The organism is Sinisalibacter lacisalsi, from assembly GCF_014640115.1.
Lineage (GTDB): Bacteria > Pseudomonadota > Alphaproteobacteria > Rhodobacterales > Rhodobacteraceae > Sinisalibacter > Sinisalibacter lacisalsi.
On the sequence record NZ_BMGI01000004.1, the window covers coordinates 399,988 to 418,242 of the forward strand.

The 18,255-nt window shown below is 62.5% G+C and carries 16 protein-coding genes and 1 pseudogene; 5 read left to right on the top strand and 12 right to left on the bottom strand.

The window, feature by feature from the left end; genetic code table 11:
• Positions 1-20 precede the first annotated feature (20 nt).
• From IEW01_RS13925 to IEW01_RS13975, 11 genes are all read right to left on the bottom strand, one after another.
• On the bottom strand, positions 21-245 hold the full coding sequence (locus tag IEW01_RS13925; RefSeq protein ID WP_188528707.1) for a hypothetical protein: 225 nt from the start codon (positions 243-245) through the stop codon (positions 21-23).
• 213 nt (positions 246-458) lie between these two features.
• The gene (locus IEW01_RS13930; protein ID WP_229738268.1) at positions 459-695 is read right to left on the bottom strand and encodes a hypothetical protein; all 237 of its coding nucleotides are present in this window, start codon (positions 693-695) and stop codon (positions 459-461) included.
• A gap of 5 nt (positions 696-700) precedes the next feature.
• The gene (locus IEW01_RS13935) at positions 701-961 is read right to left on the bottom strand and encodes a hypothetical protein (protein WP_188528711.1); all 261 of its coding nucleotides are present in this window, start codon (positions 959-961) and stop codon (positions 701-703) included.
• Between the two features lie 247 nt (positions 962-1,208).
• Entirely contained in the window at positions 1,209-2,471 is a 1,263-nt protein-coding gene (locus IEW01_RS13940; protein WP_188528713.1) for an MgtC/SapB family protein, read from the bottom strand.
• A 125-nt stretch (positions 2,472-2,596) separates the two neighbouring features.
• On the bottom strand, positions 2,597-4,669 hold the full coding sequence (locus IEW01_RS13945; protein ID WP_188528715.1) for a HelD family protein: 2,073 nt from the start codon (positions 4,667-4,669) through the stop codon (positions 2,597-2,599).
• A gap of 30 nt (positions 4,670-4,699) precedes the next feature.
• Complete coding sequence (locus IEW01_RS13950; protein WP_188528717.1) at positions 4,700-5,320, bottom strand: methyltransferase domain-containing protein; 621 nt, start codon at positions 5,318-5,320, stop codon at positions 4,700-4,702.
• The gene (locus IEW01_RS13955) at positions 5,317-5,871 is read right to left on the bottom strand and encodes a class I SAM-dependent methyltransferase (RefSeq protein WP_229738270.1); all 555 of its coding nucleotides are present in this window, start codon (positions 5,869-5,871) and stop codon (positions 5,317-5,319) included. Before IEW01_RS13955 ends, IEW01_RS13950 begins: the two co-directional genes overlap by 4 nt.
• Before the next feature lie 137 nt (positions 5,872-6,008).
• Positions 6,009-6,728 (bottom strand): polyamine aminopropyltransferase, encoded by a 720-nt coding sequence (locus IEW01_RS13960; RefSeq protein ID WP_188528719.1) that lies wholly within the window; start codon positions 6,726-6,728, stop codon positions 6,009-6,011.
• 108 nt (positions 6,729-6,836) lie between these two features.
• Entirely contained in the window at positions 6,837-6,998 is a 162-nt protein-coding gene (locus IEW01_RS13965) for a hypothetical protein (protein WP_188528721.1), read from the bottom strand.
• A gap of 72 nt (positions 6,999-7,070) precedes the next feature.
• Positions 7,071-8,678, bottom strand: a complete 1,608-nt coding sequence (gene groL / locus IEW01_RS13970; RefSeq protein ID WP_188528723.1) for a chaperonin GroEL — start codon at positions 8,676-8,678, stop codon at positions 7,071-7,073.
• Between the two features lie 357 nt (positions 8,679-9,035).
• A complete protein-coding gene (locus IEW01_RS13975) occupies positions 9,036-9,935 on the bottom strand; it encodes a helix-turn-helix domain-containing protein (protein WP_229738272.1) in 900 nt (299 codons plus the stop codon).
• A 202-nt stretch (positions 9,936-10,137) separates the two neighbouring features.
• Between IEW01_RS13975 and IEW01_RS13980 the strand changes: the two genes are divergently transcribed.
• The 4 genes from IEW01_RS13980 to IEW01_RS13995 all read left to right on the top strand — a co-directional run bounded on the left by IEW01_RS13980 (position 10,138) and on the right by IEW01_RS13995 (position 16,430).
• Positions 10,138-11,121, top strand: coding sequence for a Bug family tripartite tricarboxylate transporter substrate binding protein (locus IEW01_RS13980; RefSeq protein ID WP_188528727.1), 984 nt, complete (start codon positions 10,138-10,140; stop codon positions 11,119-11,121).
• Positions 11,122-11,218: 97 nt separating this feature from the next.
• The gene (locus IEW01_RS13985) at positions 11,219-13,237 is read left to right on the top strand and encodes a tripartite tricarboxylate transporter permease (RefSeq protein WP_188528729.1); all 2,019 of its coding nucleotides are present in this window, start codon (positions 11,219-11,221) and stop codon (positions 13,235-13,237) included.
• Between the two features lie 19 nt (positions 13,238-13,256).
• The gene (locus tag IEW01_RS13990; protein WP_188528731.1) at positions 13,257-14,720 is read left to right on the top strand and encodes an aldehyde dehydrogenase; all 1,464 of its coding nucleotides are present in this window, start codon (positions 13,257-13,259) and stop codon (positions 14,718-14,720) included.
• A gap of 9 nt (positions 14,721-14,729) precedes the next feature.
• A complete protein-coding gene (locus tag IEW01_RS13995; protein WP_188528733.1) occupies positions 14,730-16,430 on the top strand; it encodes a thiamine pyrophosphate-requiring protein in 1,701 nt (566 codons plus the stop codon).
• 206 nt (positions 16,431-16,636) lie between these two features.
• On the opposite strand, the pseudogene IEW01_RS14000 reads toward IEW01_RS13995, so the two are convergent.
• Positions 16,637-16,879, bottom strand: a pseudogene (locus IEW01_RS14000) (IS30 family transposase); the annotation flags it as partial.
• Positions 16,880-17,141: 262 nt separating this feature from the next.
• On the opposite strand from IEW01_RS14000, the gene IEW01_RS14005 reads away from it, so the two are divergent.
• Positions 17,142-18,255 (top strand): IS256 family transposase (locus IEW01_RS14005; RefSeq protein WP_229738273.1); only part of this gene is annotated, 1,114 nt, incomplete at its 3' end.

Here is an 18,255-nt window from a genome sequence, read left to right on the forward strand (position 1 = left end):
TCCGTTTCTGTTTTGCGTGCTCACCACGGAAAGTCGTGCGAACTCCGGCCCACCTCTGCCTCGATCATTGACGGAAATTGTTCCTTGAGAAGCGAGACATCAGATGCGCAATCTGTCTCGAGATAGGCGCGATCGCCCACCCAGAAGACGCGATGCGCGCCTATCTCGAGATCCGAGAGATACCGGTGGATATGCAAGACGGTTTTTCGACTGAGCCGCTTGTTAAATGCGATCTTTGTAAACATGCACCTTCTGTTCTCTGACGTTTCGCGGCCAAAGAAAGCAGCGTACACGACGTCCATAAGTGTTGTTGGGAAGGAAAAGCGCAACGGCAAAACACTGCCATTGTCGGGCCCTACGTAGTGAACTAGCCGATGATGGCCCGCGAGTCCAGTCTGCTCGGGCCACGACGCAAAACCCGCGTCGGAATACAGCCCACTGAATGCAGCCGACCTACCTCACCAAGGGAAGTTCGCTCCGGTGAATCGCGCCCTGTCACCAACCAGCGTCGGAAACTGGCGACGGATGAGATCCGCATCGGTTCCCCGGTCGACTTCGATATAGGCGCGGTCGTCTGCCCAGATTAAACGGTGCGTGCCTTCGGCAAAATCCTCGAGATACCGATGAAGCAGATCCGCCGTGTTGCGGCTGATGCTTTCTATCAGGGCGACCTGATGACGCAGTTGTCTTCCCACTTCCGTCATCCTTGTCTTTGCGCGATCGTCTGATCCCGTGACTGGTTCCGGAATTGTGCGATGGCGCGGTACATCTTGTTTTGCGCGCCCGAAATGGACGGAGTGGGTACCGGTATCGGTTCGCGATGCTTGAACGTCCAGTTCTGTCCAATCCGAACCATCCAGCGATGCCCCTGATCCTTGAAATAGAACGGGACGATCCCATCGATCGTGCCCTTTCCAACGACTTCGGTATTCTTGTTTTGCATTTTGACTTTAAGTGTCACTTGCTTTCCTTCTTGCAGTCCTTTTTCGAACGCGGTCTGCGGCCAGTTCGGCGCAGATCGTGTGCGTATGAGTTACGATTTTCGGTAAACACGCGGGCCGATGATCGCGAAGCGACACGATCGGAACGCTGGTTTTAAACAGGAATATAGATCACAGAGCCCGGTTTGTCCATGAGGCAGGGTAATTGACACGAGAAGGGACGTGTGAACTTGTGCCCATTCCAGTCAACGCTTGGGTCCCAGCGGTCTACAGACCTAGCCAAAGGCTTGCGCCGCCGGCAAGTATCACTGCAGCGTAGACAGCGATGATCCGTAGCCCCAGCCGGGTGTTGCCTGCGACCAGTGAGATCCCGGCTTTCACAGCTGTGTTGACCGTTGCTGCAATGAAGATCGCGACGGAGCCGCTCACGAGGTCGAGATCGTCACTGACCAGCCGCGACACGGATATCGTCAATGCATCCACATCGGTGACACCCGACAGAGCCGCGGCAACATTAACGCCCCCCGTGCCAAGCCATTCCCGCAGGTAATGGACCGCGAGAAGTACCACAGCCAGTATCATACCGAACACCAGTGCCGTCTTCAGTTCGAGGGGGTTCGCAACACCGTCGATGTCGCCTTGTGTGTCCTGTTCGCCATCGCCGAAGCGATGCATGAGTGCGGCTCCCGCCAGTCCGGTGGCGGCCATGACACCCATCGGCAACGCCAGGGGCGGCACGAGCGCCGGCTCAAAGATCGCGACGAGGATGAGGATGCGCAGGAAGGTAACCGATCCGGCGACAATGATGCCCGTCGCCGCGAGGGGCGCGATGGACTGGTGTGCCCGGACGAAGCGTGCCAGCGCCAGCGTTGTTGATGTTGACGACGCAAGGCCACCGAAAAGCCCTGTCGCTACAATGCCGACACGGGCACCCGCAATCCGGATCGAGACGTATCCAATGAATGACAGGCCCGCCACGATAACGACCGCCCACCACAATTGGTAAGGGTTGAGAACCGCGCCAGGCCCGTAGCCCTGATCCGGCAACAAGGGCAGGATCACCACGGAGATCAAAGCGAGTCTGAACAGGGCGTCCAGTTCGAACCGCGCGATCTGCTTGATCCACCGGTGAAGCGTGGATTTCATCGACAACAGCAGAGCGGCCACGACCGCGACCGCAGCGGTCGGGGCCAACTCGCCCAGCACAGACGCTGCTCCCAACGTGAAGGTGAGCAAGAGTGCGATTTCTGTGGTGAGCCCCAGATCGTCGTCCTCTTGCAGCCTGACCCAGTAGCTGACCGCCAGCAGTCCCGCGAGTGCAAAAAACGCCAGCGCCAGAATGACCGGCGTTGTCAAACCGGCCAGCCAGCCACAGACACCGCCCAGGAGCCCAGTCAGCGCGAAAGTTCTGAACCCGGCGATACGGGCGCCTTCAGAGCGCTCCCGGCCGTGCCAGCCGCGCTCCAGCCCCAGCAGCAAGCCGATGGCCAACGCCAGCCCGAGTCGCACAAAGGTGTCGGGGTCAATCATGACTGGCAGTATTTCCGACTATCGCTCCGCAGTTCCAGCGTGCTGTGCGGGGATACGCCGCCCCACGAGGTGGCGGATTCCGTTGCAGCACTGCGCCCTGATGTGTCCGGCTGGCGTATGCCGGTTCAGGCATCCGCATATTGCCCGGCCGGCAGAAATGGCGACGGCGCTCCGACCGAAATCAGACTGAGCCGGTGCATCGCGCGGGTGCAGGCCACGTAAAGCAGGTTACGGTCCATCTCCGTGGCGAAGACCGATGCGCTGGCATCGGGGATAACCACGCAATCAAACTCCAGTCCCTTGGCCAGATGCGGCGTGCAGATCACGATCCCGGTGGAGAAACCCACACTTCCCTCTTCCAGCAGCCGCGCCTTGACGCCGGCCTGGGTGAGTTGCTTGTGCAGCCGTTTTGCCTGCGGTTGGGTCTTGGCCAGTACGGCAAGGCTGGTGTGATCGGAGGCCCGGAATTCCTTCACGGCGTCCACGATTCTTCGGGTAGCCTCCCCTGCGGTCGCGACCACTTGCAGGTCCGGCTCCGGCCCATGCCGCTCCATGGCGACAAGGTCGGGGTTGGGGGCGATCTGCAGCGCGAATTGCATGATCTGCCAGGTCGAGCGGTAGCTCTTGTTTAGCGTAACCCGCCAAGCACCCTTGAGAACGGTCTCGATCCCTTCAGCCGTCGAAGCGCTGTAGGGGTTCACCGATTGCGTGGCGTCACCGAGGATTGTCTTGCGGCATTTGAAGAGCCGCGCCAGAACCGCGTATTGCGCAGGCGTGTAGTCCTGCATCTCGTCGACCAGCAGGTGCTTGACTTCAGAATACGGGTTCTCGATCCCCTCGGTCAGCATCTTGAGGTATATGAGCGGGAACACGTCTGCATATTCGAGCTTGCCGCCCGTCGGCTTGAGAAGCTCGGGGCGCTCGATCCAGTCGAAGAATTCCTTGTAGGCCTTGCGCAGCGTTGTGCGGTTCACCATCCCACGCGCCGCCTTGCGGATCACGGCACGTTCCTCCTTGCGCAGCTCGAAATTGTACTGCGCTTCGAACTGCTCGATCACCGAGTTGCCCGTGGCCACGATGCGTTCGGCGGTATTGAGGTGCTTGAGCCGCTCCCAGGTATTTCCAAACACGAAGCCTGGCAGCGGGCGCTTGCGGATCGCGATGTCCTCAGGCTGAAACGACGTCTTTTCCAGATGCTGCGCGTAAGCTTCGATCTGGCGCATGAATCCGGGCGTGGCCTTGGCCCGGATCCGCTCCTTCATCGCCTCATCATCCGTTTCCAGAAGAAGCGCTGTCTGCTCGAAGAAGGTCTGAAAGCGCGTCTGGTTCCCGAGGACCTGCGCGGCGAGCACCTCCATGCCGATCTCGGGCACGGTTTCCTCGCCCAGTTCGGGCAGCACGTTGCCGATGTAGTCGGCAAAAACGCGGTTCGGTGAGATGATCAGGATGTCGGACGAGGTGAGCGTGTCCTTGTAGCGGTAGAGCAGGAAAGCGATTCGGTGCAGCGCGATCGAGGTCTTGCCGGACCCGGCCACGCCCTGAATGATCAGCGTGTGCGCCTCGGCATCGCGAATGATCGCGTTCTGATCGCGCTGGATGGTAGCAACGATATTCTTCATGCCCTCGTCCGAGGCGCGCGCGAGCTCTTCCTGCAGAAGGTCGTCGACGATGTTCACGCTGACATCCAGCATGAAGTCCATCGCACTGTCGCGGATACGGAACTGCCTTTTCAAATGGATTTCACCGGGGATGGTGCCGGATGGCGCGTTATATTGCGCCGGGCCGGTCTCGTAGTCGTAGAACAACGCAGAGACCGGCGCGCGCCAGTCAAAGACCCACGGCTCCTGCGTCTCCTCATCACGAAAATCATGGATGCCGATATAGTACGCAGCCGTGTCGGAGCCGTCGTCGCGGCAAAAATCGAAACGGCCGAAATAGGGCGATTTGCGCAGCTTCTCAAGTTTTCGAGCCTGCGCGCGCAGCACGTCCGACGAGCGCATCATCTGGTCAATGGACTGCCGCATACCGACCTTGTCGATATGGTCCATGTCACGGCGGGCTTCCCACATATGGTCGTGAGCAGCTTGTATGTCGCGCTGATAGTCCGACAGCCGGGCGCCAATCGCGCCGAGATTGGAATCGATGCGCGCAAGGCAGTTGGTCAGTCGGTCGGTTTCATAGTCTCTGTCTGTCTTCATCGTCTGGTCATCTGGTGTTGTTGTAATGTCTCACGCTGCTGTGGCGTGCTGCGTTTCGAAGATTCTGAATACGGCCATCTGGCTAGCACCGCCGAGTTCGGGATGGCACCCTGCAATGTCATCGACGCGGACAACATATCCCGCAGCCCCGGCGGCTCGCTGGCACCAGCGCTGAAACCGCGCTCTGCCCCATTCGAACCGGTGATCGGCGTGACGCATCCTGTTCGCTGGGACACCGAGCAACGGGTTGAACTCGGCATTCGGAGTCGTGATCACGACCGTCTGCGGCCGCATCGAGCAAAACAGGGCTTGCTCAAGCTGCGACAGCCGGTCGGGGTCTATGTGCTCGATCGTCTCGATGAGGATGGCGCAATCATACCCACTCAGATCAGGCGTGGGGTGGGCCATCGAGGCTTCACGCAGGTCGATGCGCGGCACCGGATCGCTGCCCGCCTTCAACCTGGCACGCAACCGCGCGAGCGAGTCGGCGCAGACATCCACGCCGACCAGTTCCTCAAGTCCGGGCTCGATAACCAGCCGCACGAACAGATCGCCATCGCCGCAGCCGAGGTCAAGCACTCGCTTTGCACCACAGGCGCGCACGACCTCATGCACGGCCGTCAGCCGTTCTTCGTGCAGCCAACCGGTCATGTGCTCTCCGCGTCCAATGGGCGGCGCATCAACACCACGTCCTTCACTGGCACCTCGCAGACCCAGCCCCAAACCGCCGCGAGATGGCGGAACGTTTCTTGCCGGTAGAACACGACATGGGTTGGATCCTTGCGATAGTGCCAGGCTGCAAAACGCGCGTCGTCGGTCTGAAAACAGGTCATGACGGCGAGCCAGCCACCGGGACGGACCAATCGGCGCAGCGTGTCGAACTCCTTCGCCGGGCGGTGAAAATGCTCGGCCACCTCGGTGCAGGTGACGAAATCATAAGTACCGCCGAGCGGCGCCGGATCATGTGCGAAGTAAGGATCGTAAAGCGCCACATCATGCCCCGCCTCGCGCAGCATCGCCGCCAGGGCAGGGCCAGGGCCGCAGCCATAATCGAACCCCGCCGCGCCGGGCGCAAGCCGCGCCATCAGCGGCTCGGCCAGCTTCGACAGGAAGCGGCGGTATCCAGGATCGTCAGGATCGTTTTCGTGATGAAGGTAATGCGCCAGCTCGTCATCTTGCGAGAGGTGCTGCGACGGGTGCAAGAACCGAGCGTGGCAACCCGCGCACCGATAATAGTCCCCTCCGTCGACCGAAAGGAAATGCTCCGCCCGCTCGGCGCAAACAGGGCAGGCACTGGCCCGAGCGTCGGATGCCGACGGGATGTCCGGGCTGAAAACTCTCACTCTGCCTCCGCGCGCGCGAGATAGACCGTTTGGGTAAAGGGTTGGCCGGTCAACGGGTTGTCGAAGGTGACGGGCTCCGCCCAGGCCTGTCCAAAGGCTTCGCCCAGCCGGTCCAGAAACTGCGGGTCGGTGACGGCGTCCGACCACAGGCCGAAGACGCCGCCGGGCTTCAGGTGGCGCTTGAGTGCGCGCAGCCCGTCAACCCGATAGAAACTGTCGCTGCGGTCATCGAGCAGGTGATCGGGCGCGTGGTCGATATCGGCGAGGATCGCCTCGAAGCGCCGCCCCGGCTGGTCGGGGTCGAAGCCTTCACCGGATGCCATCGCGAAGAAATCACCCTCGACAAGGCGGCAGCGCGGATCGTCCGCAAGGCGCGTTTTCATCGGAAGGATTCCGGTTTCGTGCCACTCGATCACAGGCGCGAGGAACTCGACCACGAGGAGCGTCGATACCGACGCCTCGTCAAGCACGGCCTCGGCCGTGTAGCCTAGACCGAGCCCGCCCACCACGACATCCAGCCTGTCGCCGGCACAGGCCGCAACACCTGACCGCCCAAGGGCGACTTCGGAGGCTGTAAAATGGCTGGTCATCAGAAAATCCTGCCCGAGCAGGATCTCCCAGACATCCACGCCAAGCCGCAGATCGCGACGGCGACGCAAGCTGAGCGCGCCGATCGGCGTCGGGCAGTAATCGAGTTCTTCAAACAATGCGCTCATGTATATGGCCGTCCTCCACCAGCACGACCGTCTTTCCATCTGATTTTAAGCATGGGCCCTTATCGGTCGAATCGCAGGAAAACTCAATCTCCGCCGTTCCAGGCCAGATCACCTTGACGCTAGTCGGTTGCGGATTGGCGCCACGAGCTTGTCGATCTCCTCGTCGCTCTTCTCACGCAGCGCCGGCACCAGATTGCGGATATGGTCCGGCGAGGCACCTGGTCGCGCGACAAGTACCCTTTCGATAAGGTTGTTCAGATGCTGTTTCATTGCCGTCTCCTCTTGTATCAGGAAATCAGGTGAGGCAGGCCAAGTTATTGGAAACGACGCCCGCCCAGTCGGTCAGACGACGTGCGTTCCCTCATCTTCGGATGCGGCAGCGGCAATGGCGACCTGAGCCGTGATCATGGTACCTGCCACGGAACAGGCATTTTCAAGAGCAATCCGCACGACCTTTACCGGGTCGATGACGCCACGCTCCATGAGATCGCCGTAGTCGCCTTGTGCTGCATCGAAGCCAAATGAGTCCATCTCGGCGTCCCGTACCTTCTCGATTACGAAGGTTCCGTCGAACCCGGCATTGTTGGCAATCTGGATCAGAGGGGCGCTCAGCGCTCGGCGGACGAGGGCGATACCGGCGTTTTCATCATGATTGTTTCCGTTCAGATCATCAAGGATCCGGCCAGCACGCACCAGCGCGACACCGCCACCCACCGTGACCCCTTCTTCGACTGCGGCACGCGTTGCGTTCAGGGCGTCCTCGACGCGATCCTTGCGCTCTCGCACCTCTGCTTCGGACACGCCGCCGACATGAAGGATGGCGACCCCTCCGGCGAGCTTGGAAAGTCGCTCGCGTAGAGCGCCAGCCTCGCGGCCGGACGGGGCATCATGCAGTTGGTGGCGGACCTGCGCGATCCGCGCCGCGATCCGGGCTGTGTCGCCGGAGCCACCGACCAGTGTCGTGGTTTCGCGTGTGATCTCGACCCTCCGTGCGTGCCCCAGCACTTCAATGCCCGCAGCCTCGAGAGTCATACCGCGGTCGTGGCTCACCAACTGGCCACCGGTAACGGCCGCGATGTCGTCCAGCATCGCCTTGCGGCGATCCCCGAAGCCGGGTGCCTTGACCGCTGCGACCGTGAGCCCGCCGCGCACCTTGTTCACGACGAGCGCCGACAGGGCCTCGCCTTCGACATCCTCGGCAATGATCAGCAGCTGCCTGCCGGACTGATTCACGGCCTCGAGGATCGGCAAGAGGGGCTGGAGTGACGAGAGTTTTCCATCGTGAAGCAGGATGTGGGCATCATCCAATATGACCAGGGCCTTTTCGGGATCGGTCACGAAGTGCGGACTCAGGTACCCATTCAAGAACTGCAAGCCCTCGACGATCTCGATTTCCGAGGCATAGCCTGGATTGTCCGCGACCGTGATGATACCGTCCCGTCCGACCCGTTCCATCGCCTCGGCGATCTGCGCACCGATGTCAGTGTCGCCATTCGCTGAAACTGTGCCAACCCTGGCGATATTGTCCTGACCGTTCACGGGTCGCGCCGATGCGTGAAGCGCCGCCACCGTCGCCTTGGCAGCGCGGTCGATCCCGCGCTTAACGTCCATTGGATTCGCGCCAACAGCGATCAACTTCACGCCCTCATGGATAACGGCTTGGGCGAGCACGGTCGCAGTACTGGTGCCGTCACCTGCCTCGCTGTTGGTGCGGGCGGCGACTTCCTTGACGATCTGCGCTCCCAAGTTCTGGAAGCGGTCTTCAAGGTCGAATACCCGCGCGACGGTGTCACCATTCTTGGTGATCTGAGGTGTGGCTCCCCCGCGTTCCAGGACGACGTTCCGGCCTCGGGGACCGAGCGTCACTCCAACCGCCCGGGCGAGAATATCGACACCTGCCAGCATGCGATTGCGCGCCTCGATGTCGAATGAGATTTCCTTCGCTGTCATGCCGAACTCCTTTCCGTGTTTCGGATAGGCGGCAAGCAGAACCTGGTCTGGCGTATGTCCGGGTGGTGAAACCCTCCAGTGTCGACTTGCAGCATCAAGAGCGAGGAACCTGATCACCGGCAGTGGCACCAGATTGATGCCATTTTATCAGCGTGAGTTGCGGTTTCGCCACCTGGCAACTGCTGCCGTCGACCAGTTCGCTCTGGCACTCGGATCTTGCAAGTGCCGCACAGGAGCTAGGGGAGCACCTTCGGCAAGTCAAGAAACGAAGACCTCCCGGAACTCGTATCCAGACACAGGCTGCCCGAATTTGTACCGCATCATCGCGAGGTTCGACATGTTCCCCGGGGCCGATCCTTACGGCCAGGATGCGAATGAACTGCTCTCGTCAGGCTGATGGCTACCCTTGTTCGCTTTTCGAAATCGGCCCGGGGGCAGCCCGGCACGTTGTCGGAAGAAACGGTTGAAATAGGCTGGATCAGAGAACCCGAGCAGGACTGCGATCTCGTCGGTCTGGAGGTTGGAATCCAGCAATAGCCGGCACGCCTCCGCCATCTGGCGGCTGTGGATCAGCTGTTTCGGTGTCATCTCGAAGGCATTGAAGACAGCGCGGTTCAGCCGATCGCGGGTCACCCCGAGCGTGTCGGCAATTTCCGCGATGGTGGGATGATCCCGCAGACGCATGTCGATCTCGGCGCGGAACCGTTGTGCGAGGTTGCCGGCCGGTTCGCTCGCCTTTTCTTGATCGTGCTCGCGCATCATGCGCCACAAGGCGATCGTGATGAGGCTGATGTGGGAGTCGATCACTTCCCGTGCACCCGGCTGTTGATGACGGACCTCAAGGCAAAGAGTTTCCATGCTTTGGACCAGGCTGCCGAACTGCTCCTTGTCCATCTGTTCGTGCAACTGGTTTTGCCGCGTCGCCTTGCGAACCTCACCGGCAAAAGGGCCGAAAGGCATGGATCGGTCGAGAACGGGTGCCGGAATTTGCGCGATCACGCCTTGTGCGCCAGCCGACACTTCGAAGCTCGCGGGATTGGACCGCGAAAGCCATGCCAGGCTGCCAGCCGGCATGGGCCGAATAGTCTCTCCAACGCTCAACGTACCCTCACCTCGCTTGAGCAGGATACATGCCGCCGTTGTGCCCGGAAGGTGCCAAACGCGCCGCCTGAGCTCCGGCAGGAAGGTTTCCATGAGAACAGAATCGCGATTGCCAATAGGAAAGCTAAGCGATCTTCGGGATGTCGTGTCGGGCATGATTTCGACCGTATACCCGTCAGAAGTACAATTCTATCCATAATTTGTTCATTCTTAGGGGGAAACCCTTCCCGTAGAGTCAGCCTGCATGGATATGCCTTGGAGGGGCGTCTCCGATGTATCAAGGACCGCAAGCCGGTCCGCAATGGGAGGAAATTCTATGATTTCGAGACGATTGTTCACCTTGGCGGCTGCCGCTGCGATGACCATCACAACTGCGGCACAGGCCCAGTCACCCGAGGAGTTCTTTGCAGGCAAGACGCTTCGTGTGGTCAGCTCCACCGGCGCTGGCGGCACGATGGACCTTTACCTGCTCTTGTTCATGAAGCATGCCGAGAAGCATCTGCCAGAGGGCACGTCGCTGGTGCTCGATCACCGCACCGGCGGCGGCGGCTCGATCATGGCGAACTATATCTACAACCAGGCGCGCGCTGACGGAACCGAGTTCGGCATGCCGGTGCCAGCGATCGTTTCCTCGACCTTCACCCAGCCCGATGCCACGCGCTATGTGCCCGACGAGTTCACCGCGCTCGGCCGTCTCGTCGATCTGCCGCGCGTCTTCGTCGCGCGCACCGACAGCGGCATCACCAGCTTCGAGGATCTGCGCGATGCCGAAGGCGAGATCACCCACGGGATCATGACCGTTGGCACCTCGCTCGACCAGTACATGCGGATCGCCAACGAGGCGCTCGGCGCGAACTTCCGTGCCGTGGCCGGTTATTCCGGCGGTGGCCCCACCTTCCTTGCGATGGAGCAGGGCGAGGTGCAGTCGACCACAGCGGAACCCGCGAACCTGCTTGCCAACAAGTGGCACCTGGTTGAATCCGGAGATATTTCGGTTCTGGGTATCCTTGGCCTGGAACCGGTTGCCGGATTGGAAGACTATCCGAACCTGCTCGATCTGATCGACGAAGACAGCCCCGCCTACGGCAAGTCGCTGTCGGTGGCCCAATCTGCCGGGATCGGGCTGTCGCTGATCGCGCCTCCGGGCGTGCCGGAAGACCGCGCGACCTATCTGCGCGAGGTGTTCACTGCCACGATGACCGACCCGGAGCTGCTGGCCGAGGCCGAGGAGCGCAGCATCCCGATCAATTATGCTTCGGGCGACTGGTTGCAGGATCTTCTGGGCGACGCGATGAATGTCGACGACGATGTTCGGGCCTGGTTTGCCAGCCTGGTCCAGTAACGCAGTCCGATTCGGACCTGCCATGTGAGGGGGCGGCTTCGCCCCCTCATCCGACGCCACCGTGCCGCCGCCGCATTCCCCAAGGACACCCCCCCCCGTGACCCCTGACATCCTGCAATCGATGAGTGATGCCGCCGCGATGCTGTTCCAGTGGCGCATGATGTTCTACCTCTTTCTCGGCGCGGTAATCGGCACACTGCTCGCGGTCATTCCCGGGGTCGGCGGGCTGATGGGGCTGGCGCTGCTGCTGCCGTTCACCTTTTCCATGCCCGCCACCGAGGCGATCGTCTTCATGATCGCGGCGCTCGCGGTGATGTCGACCGCCGACAGCATCCCGGCGATCCTGTTCGGCGTGCCCGGCACCCCCACCAGCATGGTGACGGTGCTCGACGGCTACCCGATGGCCAAGAACGGCGAGGCGGGCCGGGCGATGGGCGCGGCCTTCACCTCCTCGGTGCTGGGCGGGATCGTCGGGGCGCTCTTGCTGATCGTGGTCATTCCGATCTCGATGCCGGTCCTGATGGGGGCCACCTCGCCGGAACTGTTCGGGTTCTGCATTCTCGGGCTTGCCATGGTCGGGGCGCTGGCTGGCGGCTCGATGGCGAAAGGGATCGGCGCGGCGCTGATCGGCGTGCTGCTCGCCTTCATCGGCCAGGACGACCAGACCGCCACCCTGCGCTGGAGCTTCGATACGCTCTATCTCTGGGACGGGCTGCACATCCTGATCATCGCGCTGGGGATCTACGCCCTGCCCGAGATCGCCGATCTGGCGATCCTGCGCAAAGCCATCGCGCCCTCGGGCAAGCGCTCGAAGCTCTCGGGCGTCGGCATGGGGTTTCGCGACACCATGCGCAACCTCTGGCCGGTGACCCGCAGCGCCACCGCCAGCTCGGCGCTCGGGATCATCCCGGCGGTGGGGCCAACCGTGATCCCCTGGCTGGTCTATTCCTACACCACGATGGTGACGCGCGGGCCCAAGATGTTCGGGCGCGGCGACGTGCGCGGCGTGATCGCCTCGGAATCGTCCAACAACGCCACCGTCGGCGGCGCCCTGCTGCCGACCGTGGCGCTCGGGGTTCCGGGCTCGGCGCCGATGGCGCTGTTTCTCGGCGCCATGCTGCTGCACGGCATCGCGCCCGGGCCCGACATGCTCTCGCGCAACCTCGATCTGACCTACACCATGGTCTGGGGCATCGTGCTCGCCAACGTGATCGGCGGCCTGCTCGCGCTCGGGCTCGCCCGGCCGCTCTCGCTGATCGTGCTGGTGCGCCCGGCGATCCTCGTCCCGGTGATCGCCGTGGTGGTCTTCGCAGGCGCCCTGCAATCGACCCGGCAATGGGAAGACGGGCTGTTCCTGCTTGCGATCGGCGCCCTCGGCTGGGTGATGAAGCGCGCGCGCTGGCCGCGCGCGCCGCTGTTCCTCGCCTTCATCCTCGGTCCGCTGGTGGAGAAGTATTTCTTCATCTCCTACAACATCCATGGCTGGGGCTTCCTCGTGCGCCCCTGGGTGATGGCGCTGCTCGGGCTCACCGCGCTGTTTCTCGCCGGGATCGTGATCGGCCGCTGGGCCAGGAAGCGCAGGCAGGGCAAGCGGCTCAAATCGCTCCGCTTCACCCCGAGCCTCTCGCTCGACACGGTGTTCGCCGCCACCGTCTTCGCCGCCTTCGTGCTGGCGTTCTGGACCAGCCTCGACTGGCGCTTCGCCGCCGCGATCATGCCCCAGATCGCCGCCGTGGCCGGGATCGTCTTCGCCGGCGCGGCCCTCGTCGGGGTGCTGACCACCGCGACATGGCACAGCCACGGCGCGCTCGAAGAAGAGACGCATTTCGACCTCGAAACCGATTTCGGCGATCTGGCGCCCCGAACCATCCTCCTGCGCGGCGCGCATTTCCTCGCCATGCTGGCGCTGCTCGGCGCCTTGTCATGGGCCTTCGGAATCCTCGTGGCGCTGCCCGTCTTCATGATCGCCTACCTCCTGATCAACCGTGAAAAGGCGCTGATCACGCTGACCGTCACGGCCAGCTTCTGGCTCGTCGCCTGGCTCCTGTTCGACAAGGTTCTTCGCCTGGCCTGGCCGCGCCCGCTCTTCGATATCGGCAGCCTTCTGCCGTTCTGACACCAGGGAGACTACAAGAATGGATAAGGTTGTTGAAACAATTGGCCTCGTAATCGGGGGGAGTGAATGCCCGGCCGAGGAAGCGAAAAGCTTCGATCGGATCAACCCGATTTCGGGCGAAATTGCGACCCGGGCCGCCGCCGCCTCGATCGAGGATGCCACCCGCGCCGCCGATGCTGCCTCCGATGCCTTTGAAGACTGGGCCGCCATGGCCCCGGCCGCACGCCGCAAATTGCTCAATGCCTGCGCCGACGCTCTCGAAGCCAAGGCCGACGATTTCGTCACCGCGATGGCGAACGAGACCGGTGCCACCGAAGGGTGGGCCCGCTTCAACGTCGGTCTCGCCGCGGAAATGCTGCGGGAGGCCTCCGGCATCCCGACCCGGATCAACGGCGAGATCATCCCCTCGAACCGCCCCGGCAGCCTTGCGATGGCCGTGCGCCAACCCGTCGGCGTGGTGTTTTCGATGGCCCCGTGGAACGCGCCCGTCATACTTGGCGTACGTTCGATCGCTGCGCCGCTGGCCTGCGGCAATACGGTGGTGATGAAAACCTCCGAGATGTGTCCGCACACCCACAAGCTGATCGTCGACGCGATGTACGAGGCCGGTCTTCCGAAAGGCGTGCTCAACCTCATCTCCAACGCCCCCGATGATGCGCCGGACCTCGTCGAAACCCTGATCGCGCATCCGTCTGTCCGCAGGGTCAACTTCACCGGTTCCACCCGGGTAGGTCGGATCATCGCCCAGACGGCAGCGAAATACCTCAAGCCTGCGCTCCTGGAACTCGGCGGCAAGGCCCCCTTCGTGGTGTTAGAAGATGCCGATATTGAACAGGCCGTCGCCGCCGCGTCGTTCGGCGCGTTCATGAACCAGGGGCAGATCTGCATGTCGACCGAGCGCATCGTGACGGTAGGGGACATCGGCGACGCCTTTTCCGAGGCGCTGGGAGAAAAAGCGAAGGCCATGCCCGCGGGTGACCCGCTGGAAGGCGTGTGTCCGCTTGGCTCGGTGGTAGACGAAACCGCCTCGCACCGTTTGGATGAACTGGTGCGCGACGCGCTCGACAAAGGCGCCGTGCTCGTTTCCGGCGGCGAAATCGACGGCACGATCATGCAAGCCACCGTGCTCGACCACGTGACGCCGGCCATGCGTATCTATGGAGAAGAAAGCTTTGGCCCGGTGGTGACCATCGTCCGGGCCAAGGACGAGGCAGAGGCGGTGCGGATCGCGAACGACAGCGAGTATGGCCTTTCGGCCGCCGTCTTTGGCCGCGACGTGATGCGTGCGATGAGCGTCGCCCGCCGGATCGAGAGCGGGATCTGCCATATCAACGGCCCCACGGTGCATGACGAGGCACAGATGCCCTTCGGCGGGGTCAAGGCCTCGGGCTACGGCCGGTTCGGCGGCAACGCCGGGATTGACGAGTTCACCGAGCTGCGCTGGATCACCATCCAGGACGGCCCGCTACACTATCCGATCTGAGGTGTTGAGGTGACGGTTGAAACGATCAACGCAGGCGCCGCCCTTCTGGCTCGGCTCAAGTCCGTAGGCGTGGATTACATCTTCGCCAATTCCGGCACGGACTTTCCACCAATCATCGAAGGCCTGGCTGCAGCCGAAGCCCAAGGCATTCCGCTGCCGCGGGCGCTCACAATTCCGCATGAACATGCCGCGATGGGCATGGCGCATGGTTATTGGCTGGCGACCGGACGCACGCAGGCGGTGATGGCCCACACCAACGTGGGCCTCGCCAACTGTGCGATCGGTGCGCTCAACGCGCATGTCGAACAGGTGCCGATCCTGGTGTTTTCCGGGCGCACACCAACGCTTGAGCGAGGCCGCTTCGGGGCGCGCACCGTGCCGATCGGCTGGGGGCAGGAGATGCGCGACCAGACGGCGCTCATCCGCGAGGCCAGCAAGTGGGATTACGAACTTCGCTTCCCCGAGCAGGTGCCCGACCTCGTGGATCGGGCGATGGCAATTGCCTCCTCGTCGCCGCGTGGGCCGGTCTATGTTTCGCTGCCGCGCGAGGTGCTGTGCGAGCCGTGCAGCGCCGAGGGGCTCGCGTCACCGCCGCGGATGCGGGCGCAGGAAACCGAGCCGGGCCCTGCCGCGATAGCCGATCTCGCCCGGAGGATCGCGAAGGCAGAACACCCGATGATCTTTGCCCAGCATGGGGCGGGAGATGCGGCTGGTTTCGCGGCGCTTCGGCGGATCGCGGAGCGCTGGGGCATTCCGGTGTGCCAATACTGGGCTGTGCAACTCGCGTTGCCCACCGATCACCCGATGGCCGCGCCGCCCGATCCCGGCCCGTTGCTCGCCGAGGCTGACCTCGTGATCTGCCTCGATACGCTGGCGCCATGGATGCCCGGAACCCATGAGCCGCGCAGCGACGCGGTAGTGGTGCACCTCGGCCCCGACCCGCTCACACCGCGTACGCCGATTCGCAACTTCCGGGCAGATCTGGCGATCCCGGCAGAGATTGGCCCGGCGCTGGTTGCCTTGGAAACCGCGCTTGCCACGCATGACCCCGAACCGATCGCTTCCGTCCGCGCGGAGCGCCATGCAGGGGCCAACAGGGCGGCGCGCGCGAAGGTCCTTGCAGCGGCCCAGCCCGACGACGCCCCCGGCATGACCAAGGCACAGGTGGCGCGCGCGCTCTCGGACGCGCTCGAAGGGCGAAACGCCACCGTTCTATCCGAACTCGGATGCCCGATGATGCCGATGCGGCTCACCCATCCGAAGGCTTGGTATCAGGAGCCCCACGCGGGCGGGCTTGGTTGGTCTTTCCCCGCCGCGATGGGGATGCAACTCGGGGCGCCCGAGCGGCTGATCGTCGCCGCGATGGGTGATGGCTCCTACATGTTTGCAAATCCCGTGGCCTGCCACCAGATCGCTGAGGCACTGAACCTGCCGGTGCTCCTCATCGTGCTCAACAATGCCGAATGGGGCGCGGTGCGCCAGTCCGTCGCAGGGCTATACCCCGACGGCCACGCGGTACGCAGCAACGCGATGCCCCTCACCGGGCTCTCGCCCAGCCCCGATTTCGTGAAGATCGCCGAGGCCTCGCGCGCTCTGGGCTTGAGGGCGGCGCACCACGACGATTTCAAAGTCGCGCTGGTGGAGGCACTCGACCACGTTGGCGCGCGGCGCGGCCCGGCGCTCATCGACGTAGCGGTGCGGCCCGACTGAGCGGGGTTGTGGTGACGTCATGGAACGTCACCGTAGCCAGCTAGCCTAGTTGTTCCCGTGACTAAGCCTCCACCGAGGCGATCGCCGGCAACATGCTGAGGTTGCTCGATTCGGCCGCTGTCCTGGTTCTCGCTTGCTCAGCGTATAGAGGGATGGCGAGCACGCTTCATCGCAGCGGAATCAGTTGTCCGCTTCCTGTGACGGTTTCAACGGATCGAAGCAACACATACTTGGATACGCTCGGCTGGTGTTTTGTAGTCGAGCGTCTTGCGAGGTCGTTCATTGAGTTGCTGGGCGATAGCGCTCACCTTTGCTTGGCTATGTATCGACAAATCCGTCCCCTTTGGAAAGTACTGACGCAGCAGTCGGTTGGTGTTTTCATTCGTGCCACGTTGCCGCGGGCTGTGTGGGTCGCAAAAGAAGACGTCGATATCGGTCGCCAGGGTGAAAACCCTGAACAGAGCGAACCAATAAACGCGGACTCTCGGGGGAGCATGTATGAACTGCCTTCCCCTGCAAGTGATTTGTCGATGCGCCGCTGACCCTGCTTCTATGTATTCGGCCTTTCTTCGGGGCCGTTCGATTTGCCCCTGACCAAGATGGGAAGTCGCGCGTCCTGTGTCTCGTTAGCTCATCGGCACTCGGGGGGAGAGTGTCCGATCTTCTGTGTAACTGGGATTTGGTCCATGCTTCCTGAGAGGAGCAAGGACGATGACAATTTCCAAGGAACTGCTGGACGAGTTGCTGAAGGGCTGCGAGCGGCCTGAGGATCTGCTTGGCGATGCCGGGCTGATGAAAGAGCTCAAGATCAAGCTGATGGAGCGGATGCTGGGTGCCGAGCTGACCGCGCATCTTGGCTATGAGGATGGCAAGGACGCGCCCGCGGGACAGGCCAACCGGCGCAACGGCACATCCTCCAAGCGGCTTAAGGGGCAGGATGGCGAGCTGCCGATCGCCGTGTCGCGTGACCGCGACGGTAGTTTCGAGCCTGAGCTGGTGAAGAAGGGCCAGACCCGGATCGACGGCATCGACGACAAGATCGTCGGGCTCTATGCCGCCGGTCTGACGGTGCGCGACATCCGCGCCCACCTTGAGGATGTCTATGGCCTACAGGTCTCGCCCGATCTGATCAGCCGCGTGACCGATGCCGTTCTGGACGAGGTGCGGGACTGGCAGAGCCGGGCGTTGGAGCGAATGTATCCCATCGTGATCTTCGACGCGCTCAGGGTCAAAATCCGTGATGCTGACAGCCGGATGGTCAAGAACAAGGCGGTCTACGTGGCCTTGGGCGTTACCCGTGACGGGGTGCGCGAGGTTCTGGGCCTTTGGATCGCCGACAACGAAGGTGCCAAATTCTGGCTGTCGGTGATGAACGAACTACGAAATCGGGGCGTGCAGGACGTGCTGATCGCGGTTGTAGACGGGCTGAAGGGCGTCCCCGAGGCCATCACCGCCGCCTTCCCGGACGCCACGGTCCAGACATGCATCGTGCATCTGGTGCGCCATTCGCTGAACTTCTGCGCCTGGAAGGATCGCAAGGCAGTCGCCGCTGATCTGCGCCTGATTTACGGAGCCCCGACCGCCGATCAGGCCGCAGCCGAGTTGGACGCTTTCGAGGAAAAATGGGCTGGGAAATACGCCTCGATTGCCCCGGCCTGGCGCAGGGCTTGGGCTGAGGTGATCCCGTTCTTTGCCTTCGACCCGGCAATCCGCAAGATCATCTACACGACGGATGAGATCGAAAAGACTTTTCTGCGGGCTTCTGCTATTTTTCACCAGTGCGTTCGACCTCGTGGCGAAGCGTGGCGTGTCGGCAGGAAGCGTC

What these genes read in the sequence shown, in the direction of transcription:
- IEW01_RS13940 (WP_188528713.1), bottom strand. Translation starts at nt 2,471, where the DNA reads ATGATTGACCCCGACACCTTTGTGCGACTCGGGCTGGCGTTGGCCATC.
- IEW01_RS13945 (WP_188528715.1), bottom strand. Translation starts at nt 4,669, where the DNA reads ATGAAGACAGACAGAGACTATGAAACCGACCGACTGACCAACTGCCTT.
- groL (WP_188528723.1), bottom strand. Translation starts at nt 8,678, where the DNA reads ATGACAGCGAAGGAAATCTCATTCGACATCGAGGCGCGCAATCGCATG.
- IEW01_RS13990 (WP_188528731.1), top strand. Translation starts at nt 13,257, where the DNA reads ATGGATAAGGTTGTTGAAACAATTGGCCTCGTAATCGGGGGGAGTGAA.
- IEW01_RS13965 (WP_188528721.1), bottom strand. Translation starts at nt 6,998, where the DNA reads ATGAAACAGCATCTGAACAACCTTATCGAAAGGGTACTTGTCGCGCGA.
- IEW01_RS13950 (WP_188528717.1), bottom strand. Translation starts at nt 5,320, where the DNA reads ATGACCGGTTGGCTGCACGAAGAACGGCTGACGGCCGTGCATGAGGTC.
- IEW01_RS13925 (WP_188528707.1), bottom strand. Translation starts at nt 245, where the DNA reads ATGTTTACAAAGATCGCATTTAACAAGCGGCTCAGTCGAAAAACCGTC.
- IEW01_RS13980 (WP_188528727.1), top strand. Translation starts at nt 10,138, where the DNA reads ATGACCATCACAACTGCGGCACAGGCCCAGTCACCCGAGGAGTTCTTT.
- IEW01_RS13960 (WP_188528719.1), bottom strand. Translation starts at nt 6,728, where the DNA reads ATGAGCGCATTGTTTGAAGAACTCGATTACTGCCCGACGCCGATCGGC.
- IEW01_RS13975 (WP_229738272.1), bottom strand. Translation starts at nt 9,935, where the DNA reads ATGCCCGACACGACATCCCGAAGATCGCTTAGCTTTCCTATTGGCAAT.